16 protein-coding genes, 1 tRNA gene and 3 rRNA genes are annotated in these 24352 nt (G+C 42.1%); all 20 read left to right on the top strand.

What is annotated here, in order from left to right; translation table 11 throughout:
* Positions 1 to 2: 2 nt before the first annotated feature.
* The 20 genes from ACIRUQ_RS13730 to ACIRUQ_RS13635 all read left to right on the top strand — a co-directional run bounded on the left by ACIRUQ_RS13730 (position 3) and on the right by ACIRUQ_RS13635 (position 24351).
* Positions 3 to 905, top strand: coding sequence for a DUF6282 family protein (locus tag ACIRUQ_RS13730; protein WP_055290900.1), 903 nt, complete (start codon positions 3 to 5; stop codon positions 903 to 905).
* Between the two features lie 11 nt (positions 906 to 916).
* A complete protein-coding gene (locus ACIRUQ_RS13725) occupies positions 917 to 1321 on the top strand; it encodes a cupin domain-containing protein (RefSeq protein ID WP_055290902.1) in 405 nt (134 codons plus the stop codon).
* A gap of 22 nt (positions 1322 to 1343) precedes the next feature.
* Positions 1344 to 2105 (top strand): HpcH/HpaI aldolase/citrate lyase family protein, encoded by a 762-nt coding sequence (locus tag ACIRUQ_RS13720; RefSeq protein WP_055290904.1) that lies wholly within the window; start codon positions 1344 to 1346, stop codon positions 2103 to 2105.
* A gap of 55 nt (positions 2106 to 2160) precedes the next feature.
* On the top strand, positions 2161 to 2865 hold the full coding sequence (locus ACIRUQ_RS13715; RefSeq protein ID WP_055290906.1) for a CoA transferase subunit A: 705 nt from the start codon (positions 2161 to 2163) through the stop codon (positions 2863 to 2865).
* On the top strand, positions 2862 to 3539 hold the full coding sequence (locus ACIRUQ_RS13710; RefSeq protein WP_055290908.1) for a 3-oxoacid CoA-transferase subunit B: 678 nt from the start codon (positions 2862 to 2864) through the stop codon (positions 3537 to 3539). Before ACIRUQ_RS13715 ends, ACIRUQ_RS13710 begins: the two co-directional genes overlap by 4 nt.
* Before the next feature lie 5 nt (positions 3540 to 3544).
* Positions 3545 to 4390 carry a 3-keto-5-aminohexanoate cleavage protein gene (locus ACIRUQ_RS13705; protein WP_055290910.1) on the top strand — a complete coding sequence of 282 codons (846 nt, stop codon included), beginning with the start codon at positions 3545 to 3547 and terminating at the stop codon, positions 4388 to 4390.
* A gap of 93 nt (positions 4391 to 4483) precedes the next feature.
* Positions 4484 to 5848 (top strand): dihydroorotase family protein, encoded by a 1365-nt coding sequence (locus ACIRUQ_RS13700; RefSeq protein ID WP_055290912.1) that lies wholly within the window; start codon positions 4484 to 4486, stop codon positions 5846 to 5848.
* A 160-nt stretch (positions 5849 to 6008) separates the two neighbouring features.
* A complete protein-coding gene (locus ACIRUQ_RS13695; RefSeq protein WP_055290914.1) occupies positions 6009 to 7331 on the top strand; it encodes an adenylosuccinate lyase family protein in 1323 nt (440 codons plus the stop codon).
* A gap of 18 nt (positions 7332 to 7349) precedes the next feature.
* Entirely contained in the window at positions 7350 to 8522 is a 1173-nt protein-coding gene (locus tag ACIRUQ_RS13690) for an NADP-dependent malic enzyme (protein WP_055290915.1), read from the top strand.
* A gap of 242 nt (positions 8523 to 8764) precedes the next feature.
* Complete coding sequence (locus tag ACIRUQ_RS13685) at positions 8765 to 9610, top strand: fumarate hydratase (RefSeq protein ID WP_055290917.1); 846 nt, start codon at positions 8765 to 8767, stop codon at positions 9608 to 9610.
* Between the two features lie 17 nt (positions 9611 to 9627).
* Positions 9628 to 10182: a Fe-S-containing hydro-lyase gene (locus tag ACIRUQ_RS13680; protein WP_055290920.1), complete on the top strand. Its 555-nt coding sequence runs from the start codon at positions 9628 to 9630 to the stop codon at positions 10180 to 10182.
* Between the two features lie 318 nt (positions 10183 to 10500).
* The gene (locus ACIRUQ_RS13675) at positions 10501 to 11838 is read left to right on the top strand and encodes an ATP-binding protein (RefSeq protein WP_404856500.1); all 1338 of its coding nucleotides are present in this window, start codon (positions 10501 to 10503) and stop codon (positions 11836 to 11838) included.
* A gap of 167 nt (positions 11839 to 12005) precedes the next feature.
* Positions 12006 to 13493: an efflux RND transporter periplasmic adaptor subunit gene (locus ACIRUQ_RS13670; RefSeq protein WP_055290925.1), complete on the top strand. Its 1488-nt coding sequence runs from the start codon at positions 12006 to 12008 to the stop codon at positions 13491 to 13493.
* An 18-nt stretch (positions 13494 to 13511) separates the two neighbouring features.
* Positions 13512 to 14294, top strand: a complete 783-nt coding sequence (locus ACIRUQ_RS13665; RefSeq protein ID WP_278286226.1) for an ABC transporter ATP-binding protein — start codon at positions 13512 to 13514, stop codon at positions 14292 to 14294.
* Positions 14288 to 15613, top strand: a complete 1326-nt coding sequence (locus ACIRUQ_RS13660) for an ABC transporter permease (RefSeq protein ID WP_055290927.1) — start codon at positions 14288 to 14290, stop codon at positions 15611 to 15613. The genes ACIRUQ_RS13665 and ACIRUQ_RS13660 overlap by 7 nt, the downstream gene beginning before the upstream one ends.
* Positions 15614 to 15711: 98 nt before the next feature.
* Positions 15712 to 18534 (top strand): ATP-dependent RecD-like DNA helicase, encoded by a 2823-nt coding sequence (locus ACIRUQ_RS13655; RefSeq protein ID WP_022035923.1) that lies wholly within the window; start codon positions 15712 to 15714, stop codon positions 18532 to 18534.
* A 277-nt stretch (positions 18535 to 18811) separates the two neighbouring features.
* Positions 18812 to 18899 (top strand) — tRNA-Ser (locus ACIRUQ_RS13650).
* A 383-nt stretch (positions 18900 to 19282) separates the two neighbouring features.
* Positions 19283 to 20815: ribosomal RNA gene (locus tag ACIRUQ_RS13645) — 16S ribosomal RNA — on the top strand.
* Positions 20816 to 20875: 60 nt separating this feature from the next.
* Positions 20876 to 20993: ribosomal RNA gene (gene rrf / locus ACIRUQ_RS13640) — 5S ribosomal RNA — on the top strand.
* Positions 20994 to 21457: 464 nt separating this feature from the next.
* Positions 21458 to 24351 (top strand): 23S ribosomal RNA (locus ACIRUQ_RS13635).
* Together the 16S, 23S and 5S rRNA genes with 1 tRNA gene alongside form the textbook arrangement of a ribosomal RNA operon.
* The last annotated feature ends 1 nt before the right edge of the window (position 24352 follow it).

The following is a 24352-nucleotide window of genomic DNA, read 5'->3' as shown; positions in this document are numbered from 1 at the left end:
AAATGTTGGATAGAAGTTTTTTAAATGGAGTATATGATTTGCATATACATACAGGACCATCAGTGGCGAATCGAAAACTGGATGCATATGAGATGATGCTGGAGGCAGTGGAAGCAGGATATGCAGGTTATGTAGTAAAAGATCATTATATGCCATCTGCACATGGATGTCTGATGGTAGAAAAACATTTTGCAAGAAATGGTTGCCGTGCATTTAGTTCTATTGTGTTAAATAATAGCGTTGGCGGATTTAACTTACTGGCATTGGATACTGCTTACAACATGGGAACCAGAATGGTTTACATGCCGACAGTGTCGACAAAACTTCATATTGATGATCACAAAGGAAGAAAATTTCTTGGATCAGGAAATATGACAACGACAGATCTTGAAAAGCCAATTTACATTATAGGCAAAGATGGAGAATTGTTACCGGAAGTCATTGAAGTATTGAAGTATATTGCAGAAAAAGGAGATCTGGTTTTATCTACTGGACACATTTCGTGGCAAGAGACAGATGTTTTATTACCAAAAGCGTTTGAACTTGGAGTAAAAAATATCATTGTAAACCATCCGGGTTTTACCGTGAATGCACCGATTGAAAAGGTAGCGGAATGGGCAAAGATGGGAGCATATATTGAAATGACAGCCTGTGAATTTGGTATGGTACTGAAAGATGATGATACATTTTTTAATTCACTGGATTTATTCCAGAGATACGCAGATGCGGGAGTACCATTTGAACAGATGTTTGTAAGTTCTGATTTTGGACAGAAAATTTCGCCGGATCCAGTTGCAGGATTATACAAATTTTTAAATTTATTACAGGAAAAACTGGGATTTACAGAAGAAATGCTGACATCACTTGCTAAAACAGTGCCAGCTAAGATTATGGGAATTGAGTAGGAGGTATTACAATGGCAAAACCGATTCTTTATGATTTAAAAGAACATGATTACATGGAAGGAAAACAAAATGGAAGAATGCAGGTTATTCAGGCTTCACCGAATTGTACAATTCAATATTGTCAGATTCGACAGCCGCATGATGTAGGACCACATAGTCACGATTATGAGCAGATTGTATTTATTCCGGAAGGAGAATGTGTTTTCTGGGTTGACGGTGTTCCTTATGAACTGGATCAGGGATGTTTTTGTGTGGTACCACCAGGAGCTGTGCATTATCTGGAAGCAAAGAGCAATATGTATTGTGTAGATTTTGATATTTTCCATCCTAAGAGAGAAGACAGAAAAGAGACACCACGAGTACGTGACAGACATCATGCAAATTGGGAACCACTAGAAGAGATAGCAAAGGAGTAAAAACGTGAGCAGACGATTAACAATGAAACAGCGTATGCAGGCAGGAAAGCCTGTATTTGGCACATTCTTGAAAAGTTATTGTCCTCAAATTGCAGAAATCATAGGATATTCTGGCATGGATTTTGTAGTAATTGATTGTGAACATTCTAATTATAGTTACAGCGAGATGGAAGATATGGTTCGAGCCTGTGAAATATCAGATATGGCATCAATTGTAAGACCACCAAGTTGTACACCGTGGCATATTCATCATGCTTTAGAAACAGGAGCAACAGGAGTGCAGATTCCGAGTATTTCAAGTGTGCAGGATGCGGCAGATGCGGCAGTAGAAACATCATTTTATCCAGAGGGAACAAGAAGTCCAAATCCATCATTGAGAGCTGCTCATTTTGGTTTCTGGAATGGAGAAAAGAACTTTTTGGATACAGCGAAAGAAAGTAGTTTATGTGTAATGCATGTAGAAGATATAGCTATGGTTCCGCATGTGGAAGAACTTTGTGAAATACCACAAATAGATGTTTTGTTTGTTGGCCCTGGAGATTTATCCATGTCTATGGGAAAACCAGGGAAATTAAATGATCCGGAAGTAGCAGCCGTGATCGAAGACATTATTAGTAGGGGAATTAAAGGCGGAAAAATGATGGGGATGCTTTGTAATACCCCAGAAGCTGTAAAAAAATATGTAGAAATGGGCGTTACTTATATTTTATATTCAAGTGATGTTGGAATAATTGGAAAAGCACTAAGATCATTAAACACAAATGTATTCGATTTATATCGATAAAAGGATAAATAGACATATTTGACAGTATGTATACTGGAGAAGGAAAGGGGTAATTATGAGTAAGCTTTCTCACGATAAGGTTGTTTCAAAAGAAACAGTCGTAAGTTTGTTCAAAAGTAACCTGTCTTATATGACAGGAGGATTTGGACCTGCAGGATATCCATCAATGTTGTATGACTGGTTATATGAAACGGATGTAAAAGATATTACATTGATAACGAATGGTGTGAATCCTCCAGATTATCCATATCAGGTAGGATTTGCAAAATTAGTACATGAATATAGAGTTAAAAAGTTAATTTTAACGCATTGTGCACCGAATCCCAATATTGGAAGAATTATGAATGAAGGACGAATGGAAGTTGAAGTGGTGCCTCAGGGAACATTTGGAGAAAGAATTCGTGCAGGGGGATATGGTTTAGGTGGAGTGCTTACACCAACCGGAATTGGAACGCCTATGCAGGATGGAAAACAAGTAGTGAATGTTCTTGGAAAAGATTATATTCTGGAACTTCCAATGACTGCTGATATTTGTATGATTCGAGCAGAAAAATGTGACAAAATGGGAAATTGTATGTTTCGACATGTAAGCCGTAGTGTAAATCAGGTTATGCCATTTGCATGTAAAACAGTTATTGTGGAAGTTCCAGAAGGACAGGTCGTTGAGGTTGGCGAAATGAAAGACAATGAGGTTATGCTACCGGGAGTGGTTGTAGATTACATTGTTACAGTTCCGGAAGGGAGGGCAATGTTACCATGATGAAAAAACAGGAAATCAGAGAATTTATTGCAAAAAATGTAGCAGAAGAGTTTGAAGATGGATGGTTGGTAAACCTTGGTGCTGGAATTCCAACACATGTAGCAAATCATATACCGGACGATAAATTGGTTATGACACATGTAGAAGCTGGACTGATTGGTTGTGGACCACTGGCTGAACGAGGACATTATGATTATACACTTGTAGATGCATCTACAAGACCGACAACAAAAACATATGATGCGGTATGTTTTGAAAGTCCAATGTCTTTTGGAATAATCAGAGGTGGGCATTTGGATGTAACAGTACTCGGTGCATTACAGGTGGATCAGTATGGCAGTATGGCAAACTGGATTATACCTGGAAAATCATTGCAGGGAGTCGGTGGAGCAATGGATTTGTGTGTAGGAGCAAAAAAAGTAATTGTTGCGATGGAACATACAACTAAGGATGGAAAAAGTAAAATTGTAAAAAAATGTGATATGCCACTGACTTGCTTTAAGGAAGTAAATACTATTATTACGGAATTGGCAATTTTAGATGTTACAGATCATGGATTGCAATTACGCGCACTTGCCCCTGGGGTATCTGCAGAAGAAGTTCAAAAGAAGACAGAAGCAGAAATTATAATACCGGAAACAATTCAACGTATGGTGGAATTGCAGGAGGAGTAGTTTTAATGAATAAATTGAGCAATAAAGTTATTTTACAGGTGGCTACAACTGGATCATCGACAACACGGGCTCATTGTCAGGGACTTCCTTTAACCCCGGAAGAAATTGCGAACGAGACATATGAGTGCTGGAAACTGGGCGCATCTGTAGTTCATCTTCATGTAAGAGATGATGAAGGAAATGCTACGATGGACTATGAAAAGTTTCGTCAGACAATGAAATTGATTCGTCAGAGATGTGATATTGTTATTAATATGACAACAGCAGGAGGATTTGGTGTATCAAATGAGGATAGAATTCGTCCTGTGGAATTGATGCCGGAGATGGCTACGATGGATGCTGGATCTATGAATGTGGAAGATGATTTTGTATTTCATAATAGTTTAAAATTTTTAAGAGATCTTGGAACAAGAACAAAAGAGCTTCACATCAAGCCAGAGATTGAAGTGATGGATACTGGTATGGTATATACGGCAAAACAGTTGATTGATGAAGGATACATAGATGTTCCCCCGCATTTTCAGATAGTTCTTGGCATGAAAAATGGTATGGCGGCAACGGTAGACAATCTGGTTTATATAAAAAATCTTCTCCCGGAAGGAAGCAGCTGGAGCGCCTTTGGTGTAGGAAAGGCGCATTTGCCAATATTGTTAAGTTGTCTGGCACTAAATGCGAATGTAAGAGTAGGATTGGAAGATAATGTATATTTGTCTGGTGGGGTAAAGGCAAAGAATAATATGGATTTTGTTATAAGAACAAAAAATATTATTGAGGAACTTGGAAAGCAGATTGCAACACCGGAAGAAACGAGAAAAATATTGGAATTACAGGATTATTCCAAAATATATTAGTATATACTCCTCATGCTGAGAAGGAGGCAGAGGAAGAATCTGTCTCCTTTTTCTGAATGAAAAATAAGTTAACGGAAATAGAGAGGTATAAAAATGTATGATTTAGTAATTAAAAACGGTCTAGTATATCAGGATAAAAATTTTTATCCATTAAATGTTTGTATTAAAGGAGAGAAGATTGCGGCATTGCTTGCTCCGGATGTTGAGGTAGAGGCCGAAAAAGTATTAGATGCAAGTGGAAAACATATTTTACCGGGATTCATTGATCCGCATTGCCATATGAGGGATCCGGGACTGACTCAGAAAGAGGATTTTTATACTGGAACTTGTGCGGCAGCTCATTCCGGAATTACCATGATCATGCCACAGCCGAACACCAAACCGGTTCCATCTACACTGGATGCTTATATGGAGCAGGTAAATGCAGGAAAAGAAAAAGCAGTCGTAGATTTTAATCCGATCGGAAGTCCTCTTGGAACGGCAGAAGATGTGGAGCAGATTGCAAATGCCGGAACGATGTGGTTTAAGATTTTTGAAAAAGTAGCTACATATCCATATAACACGACAGCAGGTACATTGGACACTCATAAAATTTTTGAAGCATTTCAGAATTGTGCCGCAAATGGTAAATATTGTAGTGTACATCCATTTGATAAATATTTCTTTGATGCAGCAGTTGAAAAAGTGAAAGCAGAAGGAAAAGAGGTAACGCTGAGAAATGTACGGCATCTCTGGTATAGTGATGAGGAAATGACAGGTGCAGCTTATCAGTTATCTTATTATGCAAAAAAGGCTGGTTTAAATTGGTATGCAATGCATTGCTGGATGCCTGGATATATTGATCTTGTGCGTATGCTTAAAGCAAGAGGGGAAATGAAGATTGTTTCATCCTGTGAATACATGCCGGCCATCAATGCTTCTGATGAAATATGGGATATTGAAAATCAGAGATTTATTTACATTAATCATGATGCAGCACCGGATTTGGATAAAATTTGGGAAGGCATTCAGGATGGAACGATTGATATGATGGGATCAGATCATGCGCCATGTAAACCAGAAGAATACAATCCGGATGATGCATTACATACAAGTGCAGGGTTTGCAATGTTAGACTATTATGGTCATTTGCTGGTAAGTCATGTTAATGAAGGACATTATTCTTTACAGCGTCTGGTTGAAATTACCTCTGAAAATTGTGCAAAAACATTTGGATTATATCCGAGAAAAGGTTCTAACATCGTTGGAACAGATGCAGATTTTACAGTTGTGGATATGAATGAAGAATGGGAAATTACAAAAGATGATAACGTATATACCAAGACTCAGACAATTCCATATGTAGGACGTAAAATGCATGGAAAAGTAACTCAGACAATTGTACGAGGTCGCATTGTTATGAGTGATGGTGTCGTAGATTGTGAGCCGGGATATGGAAAATATATTACGGTAGAATAAGTAAAATGCCGCAGACTGCATCAGAACAGAGTCCCCACTCGCTGATAACATCTGTGGCATTTAATGATTAATACAAATAGTAAGATAACAATAAACACACATTTTTAAGTATATAATTTGATATACATAGTGAACATGTATATTATGAGGAATTTGAAACATGAGAAAAATATTACCTGAAATAGAAGAAATATTATCTGAAAAAGGATTATTTAGTCGTTGGTTAATGGTAGAAAAAGCACTGGCAAATGCACAAGCAGCATTAGATATTATTCCACAAAAAGCAGCTGAGGATATCAGTGCGAATGCAAAAGTGGAATGTCTGGAACTTGAAAAATACAATGAAATATATGAAAAAACCGGTCATCCTATGGTATCGTTACTCAGATTATTGGAAAAAGCAGCTGGAGAAGAAAGCGGACAGTATATTCATCTTGGCGCAACGACGCAGGATATTATTGATACAGGAATGGTATTGGCTTTAAAAGAAATGCTGGAAAGAACAGAAGAAAAACTTTGCAGCATCCTTACATCTGTATGTAATCTGGCAGAAAAATATGCGGACACTCCTATGATGGGACGTACACATAATATTCAGGCATTGCCAATTACATTTGGTTATAAAGCAGCTGTATGGGGTGGTGAACTCGGCCGTTGTCTGGATAGAATCAAGGAAAGTAAAGAAAGAGTGCTTGTGCTGCAATTATCCGGCGCTGTTGGATCAATGGTTTCTTTTGGAGAAAACGGAGCACAGATACAGCGGTTGATGGCACAGAAATTAAAATTGAATGTACCAGATATTTGTTGGCATGCATGTCGTGACAGATATGTGGAATTTGCGAATGATATGGCATATATAGGTGGTGCACTGGCAAGAATCGCAAATGAAGTATATTTATTGATGGGAACGGAATTCGGTGAGTTGTCTGAATACTGGGGAGAAGGACGTGTGGGATCATCCACTATGCCACACAAAGTGAATCCGACCAGCACACAGCATATGCAGGCAAAAGCAACACATTTGCGTTATCATTCCGCGCAGATCGCAGAACTTTCGTTAGTGGATCATGAACGAAATATGCAACATTTTATCGGAGAACGAAAATTGATGGAAGAGATTTGTATTTATGCAGCAGAACTTCTGGATCGTGGAGATGAACTTTTAGAGACACTGGTGGTAAATACAGATAAAATGAAAGAGAATATAGCGTTGTTGGGGGGATTAACACAGTCAGAGCATGTCATGCTTGCACTTGGAAAAAAAATTGGAAAACAACATGCTCATCATATCATAAATGAAATTGCAGTTCGCTCTTTTAAAGAAAAAAAGAATTTTGAAGAGGAACTTTGTAAGGATAAACGTGTAAACTGTGTTCTTATTCCAGAAGAAATTCATGACTTACTGGATCCAATGGAGTATATAGGAAAGTGCCCGGAAATGGCCCGTCAGGAAGTAGAAATACTTAGAAAAAAAATACAGTAGAGATAATGGGAGAAAACTATGGATATTAATGAACTTGCTTTAAAAAAACATTATGAATTAAATGGAAAAATAGAAGTAGTATCACGTGCAGCATTGAAAACGAAAGAAAATCTTTCTGTATTGTATACACCTGGAGTGGCAGCACCTTGTCTGGAAATTCAGAAAGATATTACAAAGAGTTATGAGCTTACCAGAAGAAATAATCTGGTAGCAGTTGTAACGGATGGTACAGCAGTCCTGGGATTAGGAGATATCGGACCGGAAGCAGGAATGCCGGTTATGGAAGGAAAATGTCTGCTTTTTAAAGAATTAGGTGATGTAGATGCATTTCCACTTTGTATACAGTCCAGAGATGTAGATACGATTGTTGAGACAGTGGCACAGATAGCAGGAAGTTTTGGTGGAATCAATCTGGAAGATATTTCAGCACCGCGTTGTTTTGAAATTGAAGAAAAATTAAAAGACAGACTGGATATTCCTGTATTTCATGATGATCAGCATGGAACTGCAGTTATTGTGCTTGCTGGTATCATTAATGCATTAAAATTAACGGGTAAGAAAAAAGAAAACTGTAAAGTAGTTGTAAATGGAGCAGGTGCAGCAGGAATTGCTATTACAAAATTATTATTAAATTATGGTTTTGAAAATATCATTATGTGTGATATTCGTGGAATGCTGGCGAGAGATGATGAGAGATTAAACTGGGCGCAAGCAGAGATGGCTTTACGTACCAATCATGAGGTACAGCATGGAACACTGGCAGATGCATTGGTGGGAGCAGATATTTTCGTTGGTGTTTCTGCACCGAATATCATCACTGAAGATATGGTGCGTACGATGAATAAAGATTCTATTTTCTTTGCAATGGCAAATCCAACGCCTGAGATTATGCCAGATCTTGCACGGAAAGCGGGAGCAGCTGTTGTAGGAACTGGAAGGAGTGATTTTCCGAATCAGATTAATAATGTGATGGCATTTCCTGGTATTTTTCGAGGAGCATTAGATGTCAGAGCCAGTGAGATTAATGAAGAAATGAAGATGGCAGCAGCGTTGGCAATTGCAGAAACACTTCCAGACGCGGAACTTAGTGCAGAAAAAATTGTTCCGGATGCATTGGATCCGGATATTTTTCATAATGTATCAGAAGCAGTCAGAAAAGCTGCTATTGAGACAGGTGTAGCCCGTATCTGAGAGAAGATAGCCTGTCGTCGAAAGAAAATTCTGTGAAATATAGCATGTTTATTAGCACATTTTCTTAATAACATAATCAGAAAAACATTCACATTTCTTTTTGTTTGAGCTATGATAAATATATCTGTGAAAACATCAGAAATGCGGATGGTTTTTCACTTTTGTACAGAAATAAATTCGTGGAATTCTTTTTTCAGGGATTCCAAGGACATTGTTGAAAGAAAACTGCAGGAGTAAAAAAGATGATCAGAGAAATCAATGTAAAGGAATTAACCGAAAATATCAGTGAAATGTGTATACAGGCGAATCATTATCTGTCCCCGGATATGGATGCATGTATGAAAGAGGCTGTTCAGACAGAAAAATCTGAACTTGGCAGAAAAATCTTGAACCAGCTTCAGGAGAATCTGGAAATTGCAGACAAAGAAATGATTCCAATCTGCCAGGATACGGGAATGGCAGTTATTTTTATGGAAATCGGACAGGATGTACATTTTGTGGGCGGTGATTTTGAGGAAGCGGTCAATGAAGGAGTACGTCGTGGTTATGTGGATGGATATCTGAGAAAATCCGTAGTAAAAGATCCGTTGATCCGTGAAAATACAAAAGATAATACACCGGCAATTCTGCATACAAAAATTGTCCAGGGTGATAAAGTAAGAATAACTCTCGCACCGAAAGGATTCGGAAGTGAGAACATGAGCCGTATCTTTATGCTGAAACCGGCAGACGGTATCGAAGGTGTGAAAAATGCCATTTTGACAGCCGTCAAAGATGCAGGTCCGAATGCCTGTCCGCCAATGGTTGTCGGTGTCGGCATCGGAGGAACCTTTGAAAAATGTGCACTGCTTGCAAAACAGGCACTGACCAGACCGGTGAACGAGCATTCCGACATTCCATATGTTAAAGATCTGGAAGAAGAAATGCTGACTAGGATTAATAAGCTTGGCATCGGACCGGGTGGGCTCGGTGGTACAACTACAGCGCTGGCAGTAAATATTAATACTTATCCGACACATATCGCAGGACTTCCTGTGGCAATCAATATCTGCTGCCATGTCAACAGACATGCGGTAAGAGAACTGTAGGACAGGAGGAAATTATCATGGATAAACATATACATACACCGATTACAGAAGAAATTACTGTTGACTTAAAGGCCGGCGATTACGTTTATATCACAGGTACACTTTACGTGGCAAGAGATGCAGCACACAAACGTCTGATGGAAGTGCTGAACGCAGGAAAAGAACTTCCGATTGATATCAAAGACGCTACCATTTATTATATGGGACCGTCTCCGGCCAGAGAAGGACGGCCGATCGGTTCTGCCGGTCCGACTACCGCAAGCCGTATGGACAAATACGCTCCGCGTCTGCTGGATCTTGGGGAAAAAGCCATGATCGGAAAAGGAAAACGTACCAAAGAAGTCATTGATGCAGTCATCCGAAACAAAGCAGTTTACTTTGCAGCTATCGGCGGAGCAGGCGCATTGCTTTCAAAATGCATCAAAAAATCTGAGATTGTATGCTACGAGGACCTTGGTGCAGAGGCAATCCGCAAGATTGAAGTCGAGGATTTCCCGGTTATCGTAGTCGTAGACTCTGAGGGAAATAATCTGTATGAAACTGCCATCAAAGAATTTGCGGTAAAAGATTGATCATAATTTTTTAATTTAGAAGATTGTGAAAGAAAAAAATCACACATAGCTTTGATAAGTACCTAATAGTGATAGGAAACATCAGAGTATGTGTGATTTTTTGATAGATAAATTTGGGTGTCAAAACACCTAAATCTTGATTACACGGATTGTTCCGTGCTTTGTACTCCCACAATCCTTCCCGCTATTCGCATATCGTGGGATAAAAATCCCACTTTTATGCTCATAATGTAAAAAGTGAAAAAACAAAACATTTTATATTAAAAAACGTGATATAATATATAAAAAAGTATAAAAAAACGTGAAAAAGTAGGAGGTATGGAAATGTATTTAAAGCGAAAAATAGATAATTATTTGGTGGAATGGAAAAAGAACATGGACAGACTGCCTTTAATTATAAAAGGGGCAAGACAGATTGGAAAAACAGAGTCTATTAATCAATTTGCAATGGATAATTATAAGAATGTTGTAAATATTAATTTTGCATTGGAGCCTAAATATAAGACAATACTGAGCGACGGATATAGTGTTAAGGATATTATAAAAAATATTTCTCTGATAGATCCATCAAAGAAATTTATTGAAGGGGATACTTTGATTATTTTTGATGAATTACAGGAATATCCAGATGTTGCAACTGCATTGAAATCTTTTAAAATAGATGGGAGATTTGATGTTATATGTAGTGGTTCTTTGTTAGGGATAAATTACAGAAGAATCCATAGTAACAGTGTGGGATACAAGACAGATTATGAAATGTATTCTATGGATTTTGAAGAATTTTTATGGGCAAAAGGATATTCGGAGGCACATATTAAAGATATGTTGAAGCACATGAAGACAGGTATTCCATTTTCAGAAACAGAAATGTCTGTATATAAAAAATTGTTTTTGGAGTACTGTGTGCTGGGAGGAATGCCGGCAGTTGTAAAATTGTATATAGAGACAAATACGTTTTCAGGTACTTTGGAACTACAGAAGCAGATACAATTAGATTATGAAGAAGATATTCGAAAATATGCGGAAGGGCTGGATCAGACAAAAATTGTAAGTGTTTATCGAAATGTTCCGGTACAGCTTGCAAAGGAAAATAAAAAGTTCCAGTTGAGTAAAATAGATAAAAAAGCAAGAAGCCGGGAATATATGGGATGTATTACATGGCTTGTGGATGCTGGGGTAATAACAACATGCTATTGTCTTTCATATCCGGAACTTCCATTGAAAGGAAATTACGATGATTCAAAATTCAAGCTGTATTATCCGGATACAGGTCTTTTGATTGCATCATTAGACGAAGAAGCGCAGGAAGATTTACGTGCAAATAAAAATCTTGGTGTTTATAAAGGGGCTTTATATGAGAATTTTGTGGCAGAGGCGTTTGTAAAGCAGGGATTAGGATTATATTACTATAGAAAAGATAACGGAACGTTAGAAGAAGATTTTTTTGTCAGAACAAAAGATGCATTGGTGCCAGTAGAAGTAAAAGCGAATAATAATCGTTCCAAATCTTTACGTCAGTTAATATCTAGTGATTCATATGGAGATATTTATTGGGGAATAAAATTGGCGGATAGTAATATAGGAATTGAGGATAAAATTTGTACATTTCCATATTTTTGTTCTTTTTTGATAAAACGTTATTTAAACGCAGAATAAGCAAAGCGACTGCGTTCATGAGCAAGTAGCGAAAGCGGATTGTAAATGTCCGCTTTACAGAAAATGATGTTACTCTCATAAAAAATTAAGAAATTCATACATTTTTTACAAGGTTTTATCTTATATAATAACATCACTTACATTAGGTAAACACAGGAGGACTGACGGTGAAAAAAAAATTCAAACACAAAAAACTGGTGATCGTGCTGGCTATCATTGTAGCAGCAATTATTGTGCTGGTTGGCGTAGCCAAACGAAAGTTAAACAGTGTAGCAGAAGCGACCAACATTGTACAGTTGGAAAAAGTAGATAAAAGAGACCTGTCCGATTTTATATCTCTGACAGGAACGGTAAGTGGAGAGACGAAGATCAATTATTCTTCTACAGCTGCGACTGAGATCAAAACTGTAAATGTTCAGGTTGGAGATGTTGTAAAAGAAGGCGATGTAATCGCAACTCTGGATAAAGATTCTATTCAGAAACAGATTGATGTGCTGGAAAAATCTCTGTCAAATGCAGCTGCATTAAAGCAGAATGAAAGCAATCAGAATCAGCGAACCCTTGAACGTGCCAGGGAAGATCAGAAAAATCAACTGGCACAGGCAAATGACAGTATCAACAGTGCGGAAGCTGCGTATACAGCAGCACAAAATACTGTAAATTCATTAAATAACCAGATTAAATCTGTATCAGATCAGGTAAATGCGGCATCCGATGAAGATACAAAAGCAGCACTTCAGGAAAAACTTGCCAATCTTCAGGATCAGCTTTCCGGTGCAAAAAGTGATCTTACATCTGCAGACAGTGCCCGCAAAGAAGCAAAAAACAATTATAGCAGTGTAAAATCATCTACAGATGATGCGATTTACTCTGCCCAGAGCAGCATTGAATCTGCAAAATATAATCAGACGGATGACAGTGATACACAGACACAGTTGGATCAGCTGAAAAAACAACTGGACGATTGTACGATCACAAGTAAAAGTGAAGGTATTGTTACTGCAGTCAATGTTTCTGTCGGTGATGTAAATACAGCAAATGCTACGTTAGTAACCGTAGAAAATAATACTGATATGATCGTGAATGCAAGTGTAACAGAAAAAGATATTCTGAAATTGCAGGAAGGTATGAAAGCAATCATTACTTCTGATGCGTTGGATGATCAGGAAATCAATGGCGAGATCATCAAAGTAGTAAAAGTATATAATGCTTCCCAGCCGACGACGGAACAAACCGGAAAGGAGACTTCCGGTGCAGCTAATACCGGCGGATTTTCGGTACAGATTAAATTAGATCCGTGTGATCTGATCAGTGGCATGAGTGCAAAGGCAAAAATCGTTCTGACAGATCGTGAAAATGTGCTGTCTGTACCGTATGATCTGGTGCAGCAGGATGAGGATGGCAAAAGTTACGTTCTCTGTGCAGAAGAAAATAAAGATGGTACTTATACAGCTGTAAAGAAAAACATTACAGTTGGTGATGAGATTAATTATTATACAGAAGTGACCGGTGGCGATCTGAAAGCAGGAGATTACATTATCATGGATTACTCTATATCCGAAGGAGATACTTTCCAGGGAGAAAGAGGAAGTGATGTAAGTGAAACGGAAGATGGCGGTTCTACAAGTGTAAGTTCTGAAGTAACTGCGGATTAATCATGGAGGTTTTTATACATGTCAAATGAAATTATGATCCGCATGGAACAGATCGTGAAGACATATTACATTGGTCAGCCGAATGAATTGGAGATTTTACACGGAATCAATCTTGATATCAAACGGGGCGAATTTGTTTCTATTGTAGGAGAATCCGGTTCCGGAAAAAGTACGCTGATGAATATTATGGGTATTCTGGATCGCCAGACTTCCGGTAATTATTTTCTGGAAGGCGAGGATGTCAACAGCATGGATGACACCGTGCGAAGTGTCATGCGGAATGAAAAAATTGGCTTTGTGTTTCAGAACTTTAATCTGATTCCGAGAGCAAATGCCTTAAAAAATGTAACTTTGCCTTTGATGTACAGTGAGCACCGTCCGAAAAATGCAAAAGAAATCGGTATGCAGATGTTGGAACTGGTGGGAATGGCAGACCGTGCCACACACCGTCCAAATGAGTTGTCCGGCGGACAGAAGCAGAGAATTGCGATTGCCCGGGCGATGATCAATGATCCTTCCATTATCCTTGCAGATGAACCGACCGGTGCGCTGGATTCCCAGACCGGTCATATGATCATGGATATTTTTCACAAGCTTCATGAAGAACAGGGAAAAACAGTCGTACTGATCACTCATTCAAAGGAATTGGCTGCAGAGACCGAGCGAATTGTCACATTAAATGATGGTATGATCGTATCTGATAGCAGAAAAACAGAAAAAGGCTGTGATTTGTCAGGTTATCATAAGATGAATGATGGATGCAATAAGCCAGAAATCGGAGAGGGGGGAACGCTATGCTGATAGAGAATATCAAAGAAGCCTTTCAGAACCTTCTTTCCAATAAAATGCGTTCCCTGCTGACTATGCTTGGAATCATCATCGGTATTTCTGCGGTTATCACGATCACGACCATTGGAACATCTATCAAATCAACATTGAATGCTACATTAAACTCCCTTGGTGGAAACAGTATCAGCGCCAGTGTGGATGCTATTTATCCGGAGGATGATGCGGACTGGTCAAACTGGGAATATCCGAAGATGACAGCAGATGATTATATTACGCAGGATATGCTGGATGAATTACAGGAAACATACCCGGACGAAATCGCAGGTTTTGGTATTTCAGCTTATCTTGGCAGCGGTCAGATTTACAAAAACAGTGATAAATATGCGAATGTGGACGCAACAGGAACGACAAAAGAAGAACTGGAGTACATGAAAATTAATATTCTTCGTGGACGCAATCTGACAAATCAGGATATGAAAAAGGAGAAACGTGTATGCGTTGTATCAGATACGATGGCATCCTATTATTTCGGCAGTGAAGATCCTATCGGACAGCAGATCATTTACAGTGGAAGTGATGGTTATTCTTATGAATTTACAGTAGTAGGTGTGTATGAATATAATGCTGCTATTTTTGGTAAACAAGATACGACGATTCCGGAAAAAGACCGCAGCACTACTATGTATATTCCCGCCACAACTGCAAATAAATTAAACCATAGTGAAGCGACCAATGGTTATACGTATGTAAGTGTCCTTTTAAAAACAGGTGCAGATCAAAATCAGGCAGAAACAGATATTCAGAGCTTTTTTGCAGACAAATATGCGAAAAATGAAAAATGGCAGGTCACAACGTACAACATGTCTTCGGATATGGGGATTATTAATACGGTCATTAATGTAGTAACTGTGGCAATTTCCTTTATCGCAGCCATTTCCCTGATCGTTGGTGGCGTTGGTGTCATGAATATCATGCTGGTGTCTATCACGGAAAGAACAAAGGAAATCGGTATTCGAAAAGCGCTGGGTGCTAAAAATAAGGCCATCAAGCAGCAATTTCTGATCGAATCTGTGGTACTTTGCCTCGTTGGTGGAATCATTGGAATTTTGATTGGAATCCTGTTTGGATTTATCCTCGGAAAAGTGGCGATGCTTGTCATCAACAGCTACTACAGCGATTATGCAGGTTATATTATCATGAATGTACATCCGTCTGTATTAGCAATTATCCTTTCCGTATGCTTCTCAATGCTGATCGGTGTGTTCTTCGGATCTTATCCGGCGAAAAAAGCAGCAAAGATGGAAGTAATTGATGCGCTGAGATATGAGTAAATTTTGTTACTCCAGACTGAGATAAACTGTTGATGATTGTACTTTAAAATGGGATATGATAAGATACGAAAAAGAATGAATAGAAAGTAGTGATACTCATGTCCACACAGAAAGGAACTTTGATCAACAAATACACACCAAACTATGTCATCTTTGACCTTGAGACGACTGGAATCTCTCCGAACTATGATGAAGTGATTGAGATTTCGGCGCTGAAGGTGAAAGGTGGCGAAGTAGTGGATGAATTTAATACGCTGGTGAACCCGGGCCGCAAGATTCCATTTGGAGCGACGAAAGTGAATGGAATCACAAATGCGATGGTTGCGGAGGCACCGGCGTTTTCGCATGTTCTGGCAGAGTTTCTGGATTTTGCGGAAGGTCTTGTTCTGGTGGGACATAATATTGCACGGTTTGACATGAAGTTCATCTGGCGTGATGCCGAGCAGTATTTTGGCGAAATTCCGCAGAACAATTATGTGGATACGCTGCAGGTGGCGCGAAAACATTTGCCGAAGATGGAGCATCATCGTCTGGTGGATCTGGCGGAGCATTATGGTATTTCATCGGAAGGTGCGCATCGAGCACTGAATGACTGTTACATGAACCAAAAAGTGTATGAGTGCATGGTGGCTGAGATGCGTGAGGCACATCAGAAGCGTGTGGAGGAAGCCAGAAAAAAGGCATCGGAAGACGTAGAGGTTCAGCAGCGACCTCAGCATTTTACAGTAAAAATCCGGGGTGTGGTGGAACGCATTACTTATCAAAATCCGGAAAATGGCTACACGGTCCTCAAATGTGCCGTAAAAAGTTACAAAGAACTTGTGACAGTCATCGGAAGTCTGCTGGATGTGAATGTTGGTTCTGTATTGCTGATTTATGGAAATTGGAAAGTGGACAGTCGTTACGGCAGACAGTTTGCTGCAGAGAGCTGGGAAGAAACGCTTCCGGCGACGGTATTTGGTATTGAAAAATATCTTGGTTCCGGTCTGATCAAGGGCGTTGGTCCGAAATATGCGAAAAAGATCGTAGCACAGTTTGGCATAGAAACGCTGGAAGTGATTGAGACGGATATTTCCCGGCTGCAGGAAGTGGACGGCATCGGTAAAAAACGAATCCAGATGATCCGGGACAGCTGGGAACGGCAGAAAGAGATCAAGAATGTTATGCTTTTTTTGCAGGATCATGGCGTCAGTACCTCTTTTGCAGCCAAAATTTACCGTCAGTACGGAAATGAAAGTCTGGATAAAATGAAAGAAAATCCGTTCCAGATGGCAGATGATATCTGGGGTATTGGATTTAAGACAGCAGATGGAATTGCACAGAAGCTTGGTTTTGCGAAGGAGGCTTATGTCCGGTTGCGCAGTGGTATTATGTATACACTCAGTAATCTGGCAGATGAGGGACATGTGTTTGCATATCAGGAGCAGTTGATCGCGAAGGCAGCAGAATTACTGGAAGCGGAAGAATCCAGTATCGTAATGACTTTGGATCAGATGATCGCGGACAAAGACCTGATCTGTGAAACGGTAGACTATAAAACAGATCAGGCAGAAATGAAAGCTATATATCTGCCGGCATTTTATTATGCGGAAGCAGGTGTGGCAGGCAAATTAAAACGTCTGGCACAGGCGCCGGCAGCAGACCGGCTCTGGCATGCACTGATGGATGCACGGCAGAAGACAGGAAACGAAAGCCTGTCCATTGATGTCGGTAAAATTCAGGAAAAAGTACACATGGAATATGATGAGATTCAGGCAGATGCCATTCGAAAAGCAGCCGTTTCCAAAGTCATGGTATTGACGGGAGGACCTGGAACCGGAAAAACCACGACAACGCAGGGAATTATCGCTGCTTACCGTTCGTTTGGATTAAAAATCCTGTTGGCAGCACCTACAGGTCGTGCCGCCAAGCGTATGACAGAAGCAACCGGATTAGAGGCAAAGACAATCCACCGTTTGTTGGAGTGCAAACCGCCGGAAGGATATCAGAAAAATGAGGATAATCCCCTGGATGGAGATGTACTGATCATTGATGAATGTTCTATGATCGATATGATACTGATGAATGCGCTGCTCAAAGCAATTCCGGAGGGGATGCGTTTGATACTGGTGGGAGATATCGACCAGCTCCCATCTGTGGGGGCGGGAAATGTATTGCGTGACATTATTGATTCCGGTGTATTTCCTGTGGTTCGTCTGACCCGGATTTTTAGACAGGCACAGAGCAGCAGGATCATCATGAATGCGCACGCCATCAATGAAGGCAAATTTCCGGATATTTCCAATGGCAAAAATACGGATTTCTTCTATATAGAAAAAGAAGATCCGGAGGAAGCGGTGCAGGAAATTGTCCGGCTGGTAAAAAACAACCTTCCGCGTTATTACAAAACGCCCTGGAATCATATTCAGGTGCTGACACCGATGCAGAAAGGAATTGTGGGAGCAGCGAATTTGAATCTTGCACTTCAGGAAGCTTTGAATCCACAGGGCGACGGTTTGCGTCGGGGAGGATATCTGTTTCGCACTGGGGATAAAGTCATGCAGATCCGAAATAATTATGAGAAAGAAATTTTTAACGGAGATATTGGAACAGTAGAGTCTGTAGATCTGCAGGAACGGACGCTGAAAGTAAACTTTGACCAGCATATCATAGAATATGAAGCATCGGAGCTGGATGAACTGGTGCATGCCTATGCGACAACGATACATAAAGCGCAGGGTTCCGAATATCCGATCGTGGTCATGCCTGTTCTGATGAATCACTATGTAATGTTGCAGCGCAATCTGATCTATACAGGAATTACCCGTGCAAAAAAGGTTCTGGTTATCGTAGGAACCAGAAAGGCATTGTCTTATGCGGTCAGAAATGTGACGGTTACAAAGAGAAATACTTTTTTAAAAGAGCGCTTGTCTCAGGCATAGGGAAAGCAGACATTCGCAATCCGCTTTTGCTACTTGCTCATGAACGCAGCCGATTTGCGACCTTTCAGTGGGATCACGCACCAAGTCTCACGTGCGTTCGACTTGAAATATTGACATTTGGAAATAGTTTCTTTCTATGAATTTCTATAAATGCAGAGCCTTCAAAAATAACTGGTTTTACAAGTGATGAAAAAGTTGTAAAAAGCTATTGACAAACGGAACAAAGTTTTGTATAGTAGATAAAGCGTTACGGCGCATCAATTTTATAAAAAAATATGGAGAAATACTCAAGAGGCTGAAGAGGCGCCCCTGCTAAGGGTGTAGGTCGTTCGCGCGGCGCGAGGGTTCAAATCCCTCTTTCTCCGTTATTTTTTTGCCTTAAAATGAGGGTGAAAAATAAAATTGAAAAAAGTTGTTGACAAGCGCATGGGCTTGTGATAATATATACAAGCTGTCGCGTGAGTGACACGATAAAAACAAATAACTTTTAAATAAAGTTAAAAAAGTTGTTGACAAGCACTTAAACATCTGGTAAGATATAAAAGTTGCTGAACGGCAACAGACAAAGAACTTTGATAACTGAACAGTGAAATAACCTTGAAAGATTCATTGAGAACAGCGAAGCAATTCGCGATTTAAATGAGTTCGAGAGAACAGCAGAGACGAAAGTCAAAGCAACCTAAAACAGTAACGTTTGGAATTAATGAATGGTTAAAATCAGCCAGTTGATTCTGAAACGGGAAAAACTTTTTATGAGAGTTTGATCCTGGCTCAGGATGAACGCTGGCGGCGTGCTTAACACATGCAAGTCGAACGAAGCACTTTACCTGATTTCCTTCGGGGATGATTGTTCTGTGACTGAGTGGCGGACGGGTGAGTAACGCGTGGATAACCTGCCTCACACAGGGGGATAACAGTTGGAAACGACTGCTAATACCGCATAAGCGCACAGCACCGCATGGTGCAGTGTGAAAAACTCCGGTGGTGTGAGATGGATCCGCGTCTGATTAGCTTGTTGGCGGGGTAACGGCCCACCAAGGCGACGATCAGTAGCCGGCCTGAGAGGGCGACCGGCCACATTGGGACTGAGACACGGCCCAGACTCCTACGGGAGGCAGCAGTGGGGAATATTGCACAATGGGGGAAACCCTGATGCAGCGACGCCGCGTGAGCGATGAAGTATTTCGGTATGTAAAGCTCTATCAGCAGGGAAGATAATGACGGTACCTGACTAAGAAGCTCCGGCTAAATACGTGCCAGCAGCCGCGGTAATACGTATGGAGCAAGCGTTATCCGGATTTACTGGGTGTAAAGGGAGCGTAGGCGGTCCTGCAAGTCTGATGTGAAAGGCCGGGGCTCAACCCCGGGACTGCATTGGAAACTGTAGGACTAGAGTGTCGGAGGGGTAAGTGGAATTCCTAGTGTAGCGGTGAAATGCGTAGATATTAGGAGGAACACCAGTGGCGAAGGCGGCTTACTGGACGACTACTGACGCTGAGGCTCGAAAGCGTGGGGAGCAAACAGGATTAGATACCCTGGTAGTCCACGCCGTAAACGATGAATACTAGGTGTTGGCAGGTAAGACCTGTCGGTGCCGCAGCAAACGCAATAAGTATTCCACCTGGGGAGTACGTTCGCAAGAATGAAACTCAAAGGAATTGACGGGGACCCGCACAAGCGGTGGAGCATGTGGTTTAATTCGAAGCAACGCGAAGAACCTTACCAAGTCTTGACATCCCGGTGACAGAACATGTAATGTGTTTTCCCTTCGGGGCACCGGTGACAGGTGGTGCATGGTTGTCGTCAGCTCGTGTCGTGAGATGTTGGGTTAAGTCCCGCAACGAGCGCAACCCTTATCCCCAGTAGCCAGCATTTCGGATGGGCACTCTGTGGAGACTGCCAGGGACAACCTGGAGGAAGGTGGGGATGACGTCAAATCATCATGCCCCTTATGACTTGGGCTACACACGTGCTACAATGGCGTAAACAAAGGGAAGCGAGACCGCGAGGTGGAGCAAATCCCAAAAATAACGTCCCAGTTCGGATTGTAGTCTGCAACTCGACTACATGAAGCTGGAATCGCTAGTAATCGCAGATCAGAATGCTGCGGTGAATACGTTCCCGGGTCTTGTACACACCGCCCGTCACACCATGGGAGTCGGAAATGCCCGAAGCCGGTGGCCTAACCGCAAGGAAGGAGCCGTCGAAGGCAGGTCTGATAACTGGGGTGAAGTCGTAACAAGGTAGCCGTATCGGAAGGTGCGGCTGGATCACCTCCTTTCTAAGGAAATCTAGTAAAGGTTAGTTCACTGTTGAGTTATCAAAAGGATAACTTCATATTTCCGGTGGCGATGCGCTCAGGGGAGACACCCGTTCCCATCCCGAACACGATGGTTAAGACCTGAGCGGCCGATGGTACTATGCTGGAGACGGCATGGGAGAGCAGGTGGCTGCCGGATCAAAAAAAGAAAATGATGTATGCGAAAGTCGCTTGCAAAGCCCCAGCCGCACAGATCGTTTGAACATAGAGGTACGGAATGTGTACCACCCATTACAGAGGGAAGAACTGTTAAGATAGACGCTGGATTTACCAGTGGTCAGAGAGTTCAAAAAGTTTTGAGTTTTCTGATGACTGATAAAACAGTCAATATGTACCTTGAAAACTTCATACAGATAAGTGATTGATCTAAAAGAAGTGGAACATCGAAAGATGTGACACCTCAGATATATCAAGACATCCGAGATTAAATGCAAAATAACTCAATTTAATTGATTAAAATGAATTCAATTTCAAAAAAACAGATGATGGAGTATAACGCTATATACGATCCATTATCAACCCGTAGAAATGAGAAGGACGAATGAGATACAGCCAAAACTGACCGTATCTGTATAGTCCGCAAAAATCCCATTTTTGCGACGCGGTCAAGCGAAGAAGAGCGCAGGGTGGATGCCTTGGCACTAAGAGCCGATGAAAGACGTGATAAGCTGCGATAAGCTGCGGTAAGGAGCAAATATCCATTGACCCGCAGATCTCTGAATGGGGAAACCCACATGAGAACACCTCATGTATCCATACGCCAATCCATAACGTATGGAGGGGAACCCGGTGAACTGAAACATCTAAGTAGCCGGAGGAAGAGAAAGAAACATCGATTCCGTAAGTAGCGGCGAGCGAACGCGGAAGAGCCCAAACCATGGTGCGTGCACCATGGGGTTCGGACTGCATAATTGATTCAATGATCCTAGCAGAATGGTTTTGGGAAAGCCAGCCAAAGAGGGTGAAAGCCCCGTAAGCGAAAGGAAAGTTGACATGGCAGGATCCAGAGTACATCGAGACACGTGGAACCTTGATGGAAGGAGCGGGGACCACCCCGTAAGGCTAAATACTACTTAGTGACCGATAGCGCATAGTACTGTGAAGGAAAGGTGAAAAGGACCCCGGGAGGGGAGTGAAAGAGAACCTGAAACCCTGTGTTTACAAACTGTCGGAGGGCTTTATATGCCCGACGGCGTACTTTTTGTAGAACGGTCCGGCGAGTTGTGCATACTGGCAAGGTTAAGGGATAAAGTCCCGGAGCCGCAGGGAAACCAAGCCTTAAGAGGGCGCGATAGTCAGTGTGTGCAGACCCGAAACCGGGTGACCTATCCATGTCCAGGTTGAAGTTGCCGTAAAAGGCAATGGAGGACCGAACGCACATCCGTTGAAAAGGGTGGCGATGAGGTGTGGATAGCGGAGAAATTCCAATCGAACCCGGAGATAGCTGGTTCTCCTCGAAATAGCTTTAGGGCTAGCCTCGTTTTAGTCTGGTGGAGGTAGAGCACTGAATTCCCAAGGGGGCGTCAAAGCTTACTAAGGGATATCAAACTCCGAATGCCATACAGATGATGAACGGGAGTCAGACTATACGAGATAAGTTGGATAGTCAAAAGGGAAAGAGCCCAGACCCGCAGCTAAGGTCCCAAAGTGCATGTTAAGTGGAAAAGGATGTGGGATCTCTAAGACAACTAGGATGTTGGCTCAGAAGCAGCCATTCATTCAAAGAGTGCGTAACAGCTCACTAGTCGAGAGGTCCTGCGCCGAAAATGTCCGGGGCTAAAACATGCCACCGAAGCTTGGGAATGACATAGTCATTGGTAGAGGAGCATTCTTAACGCGAAGAAGCAGTACCGGAAGGAGCTGTGGAGTGCTAAGAAGAGAGAATGCCGGAATGAGTAGCGAGAACAAGGTGAGAATCCTTGTGGCCGAATATCCAAGGTCTCCAGGGTAAAGCTGATCTGCCCTGGGAAAGTCGGGACCTAAGGTGAGGCTGAAAAGCGTAGCCGATGGACAACAGGTTGATATTCCTGTACCGCATGGTAACAGAACTGTGGGGACACGGGAGGGAAACATGGGCCGGAAATGGAAAGTCCGGTACAAACGGGGTAGTCGCACAGCAGGCAAATCCGCTGTGCATGAGACGAAGCCGTGATGTGGAGCGAACTAAAGTAGTGAAGCATGTGCCCCCTCCTGTCGAGAAAAGCCGCTATTGTTTGCCATGCGCCCGTACCGTAAACCGACACAGGTGGATGAGGAGAGAATCCTAAGGCCGGCGGGAGAAGCATTGTCAAGGAACTCGGCAAAATGACCCCGTAACTTCGGGAGAAGGGGTGCCCACGCAAGTGGGCCGCAGAGAATAGGCTCAAGCAACTGTTTAGCAAAAACACAGGTCTATGCGAAACCGTAAGGTGATGTATATGGGCTGACGCCTGCCCGGTGCTGGAAGGTTAAGAGGAGAGGTTAGCTTCGGCGAAGCTTTGAATCCAAGCCCCAGTAAACGGCGGCCGTAACTATAACGGTCCTAAGGTAGCGAAATTCCTTGTCGGGTAAGTTCCGACCCGCACGAAAGGCGTAATGATTTGAGCGCTGTCTCGACAATGCACCCGGTGAAATTGAAGTACCAGTGAAGATGCTGGTTACCCGCGCCAGGACGGAAAGACCCCATGGAGCTTTACTCCAGTTTGGTACTGGAGCTTGGTATTGCATGTACAGGATAGGTGGGAGCTTATGAACCTGGGACGCCAGTCTCAGGGGAGGCGCTGTTGGGATACCACCCTTGCAATATCGGGTTTCTAACCAGCCGCCGTGATCCGGCGGTGGGACAATGCCAGGCGGGGAGTTTGACTGGGGCGGTCGCCTCCGAAAGGGTATCGGAGGCGCTCAAAGTTTCCCTCATAATGGTCGGAAACCATTAGAAGAGTGCAAAGGCAGAAGGGAGGCTGACTGCGACACCGACGGGTGGAGCAGGTACGAAAGTAGGACTTAGTGATCCGGTGGCATAAAGTGGGATTGCCATCGCTCAACGGATAAAAGCTACCCTGGGGATAACAGGCTTATCACTCCCAAGAGTTCACATCGACGGAGTGGTTTGGCACCTCGATGTCGGCTCATCGCATCCTGGGGCTGTAGCAGGTCCCAAGGGTTGGGCTGTTCGCCCATTAAAGCGGTACGCGAGCTGGGTTCAGAACGTCGTGAGACAGTTCGGTCCCTATCCGGCGCGGGCGTAGGATATCTGAGGGGAGCTGGCCTTAGTACGAGAGGACCGGGCTGGACGGACCACTGGTGTACCGGCTGTCATGCCAATGGCATCGCCGGGTAGCCAAGTCCGGAAGGAATAAACGCTGAAGGCATCTAAGCGTGAAGTCCCCCCCAAGATGAGATATCCCATCCTTTTAAAGGAGTAAAAACCCTTGAAGAGTACGAGGTAGATAGGGCAGAGGTGGAAGTGTGGCAACACATGGAGCTGACTGTTACTAATCGTTTGAGGGCTTGACCAAG

Source organism: Eubacterium ramulus (genome assembly GCF_045002895.1).
Classification (GTDB): Bacteria; Bacillota; Clostridia; order Lachnospirales; family Lachnospiraceae; genus Eubacterium_I; species Eubacterium_I ramulus.
This window is presented reverse-complemented; position numbering and strand designations above follow the sequence as displayed.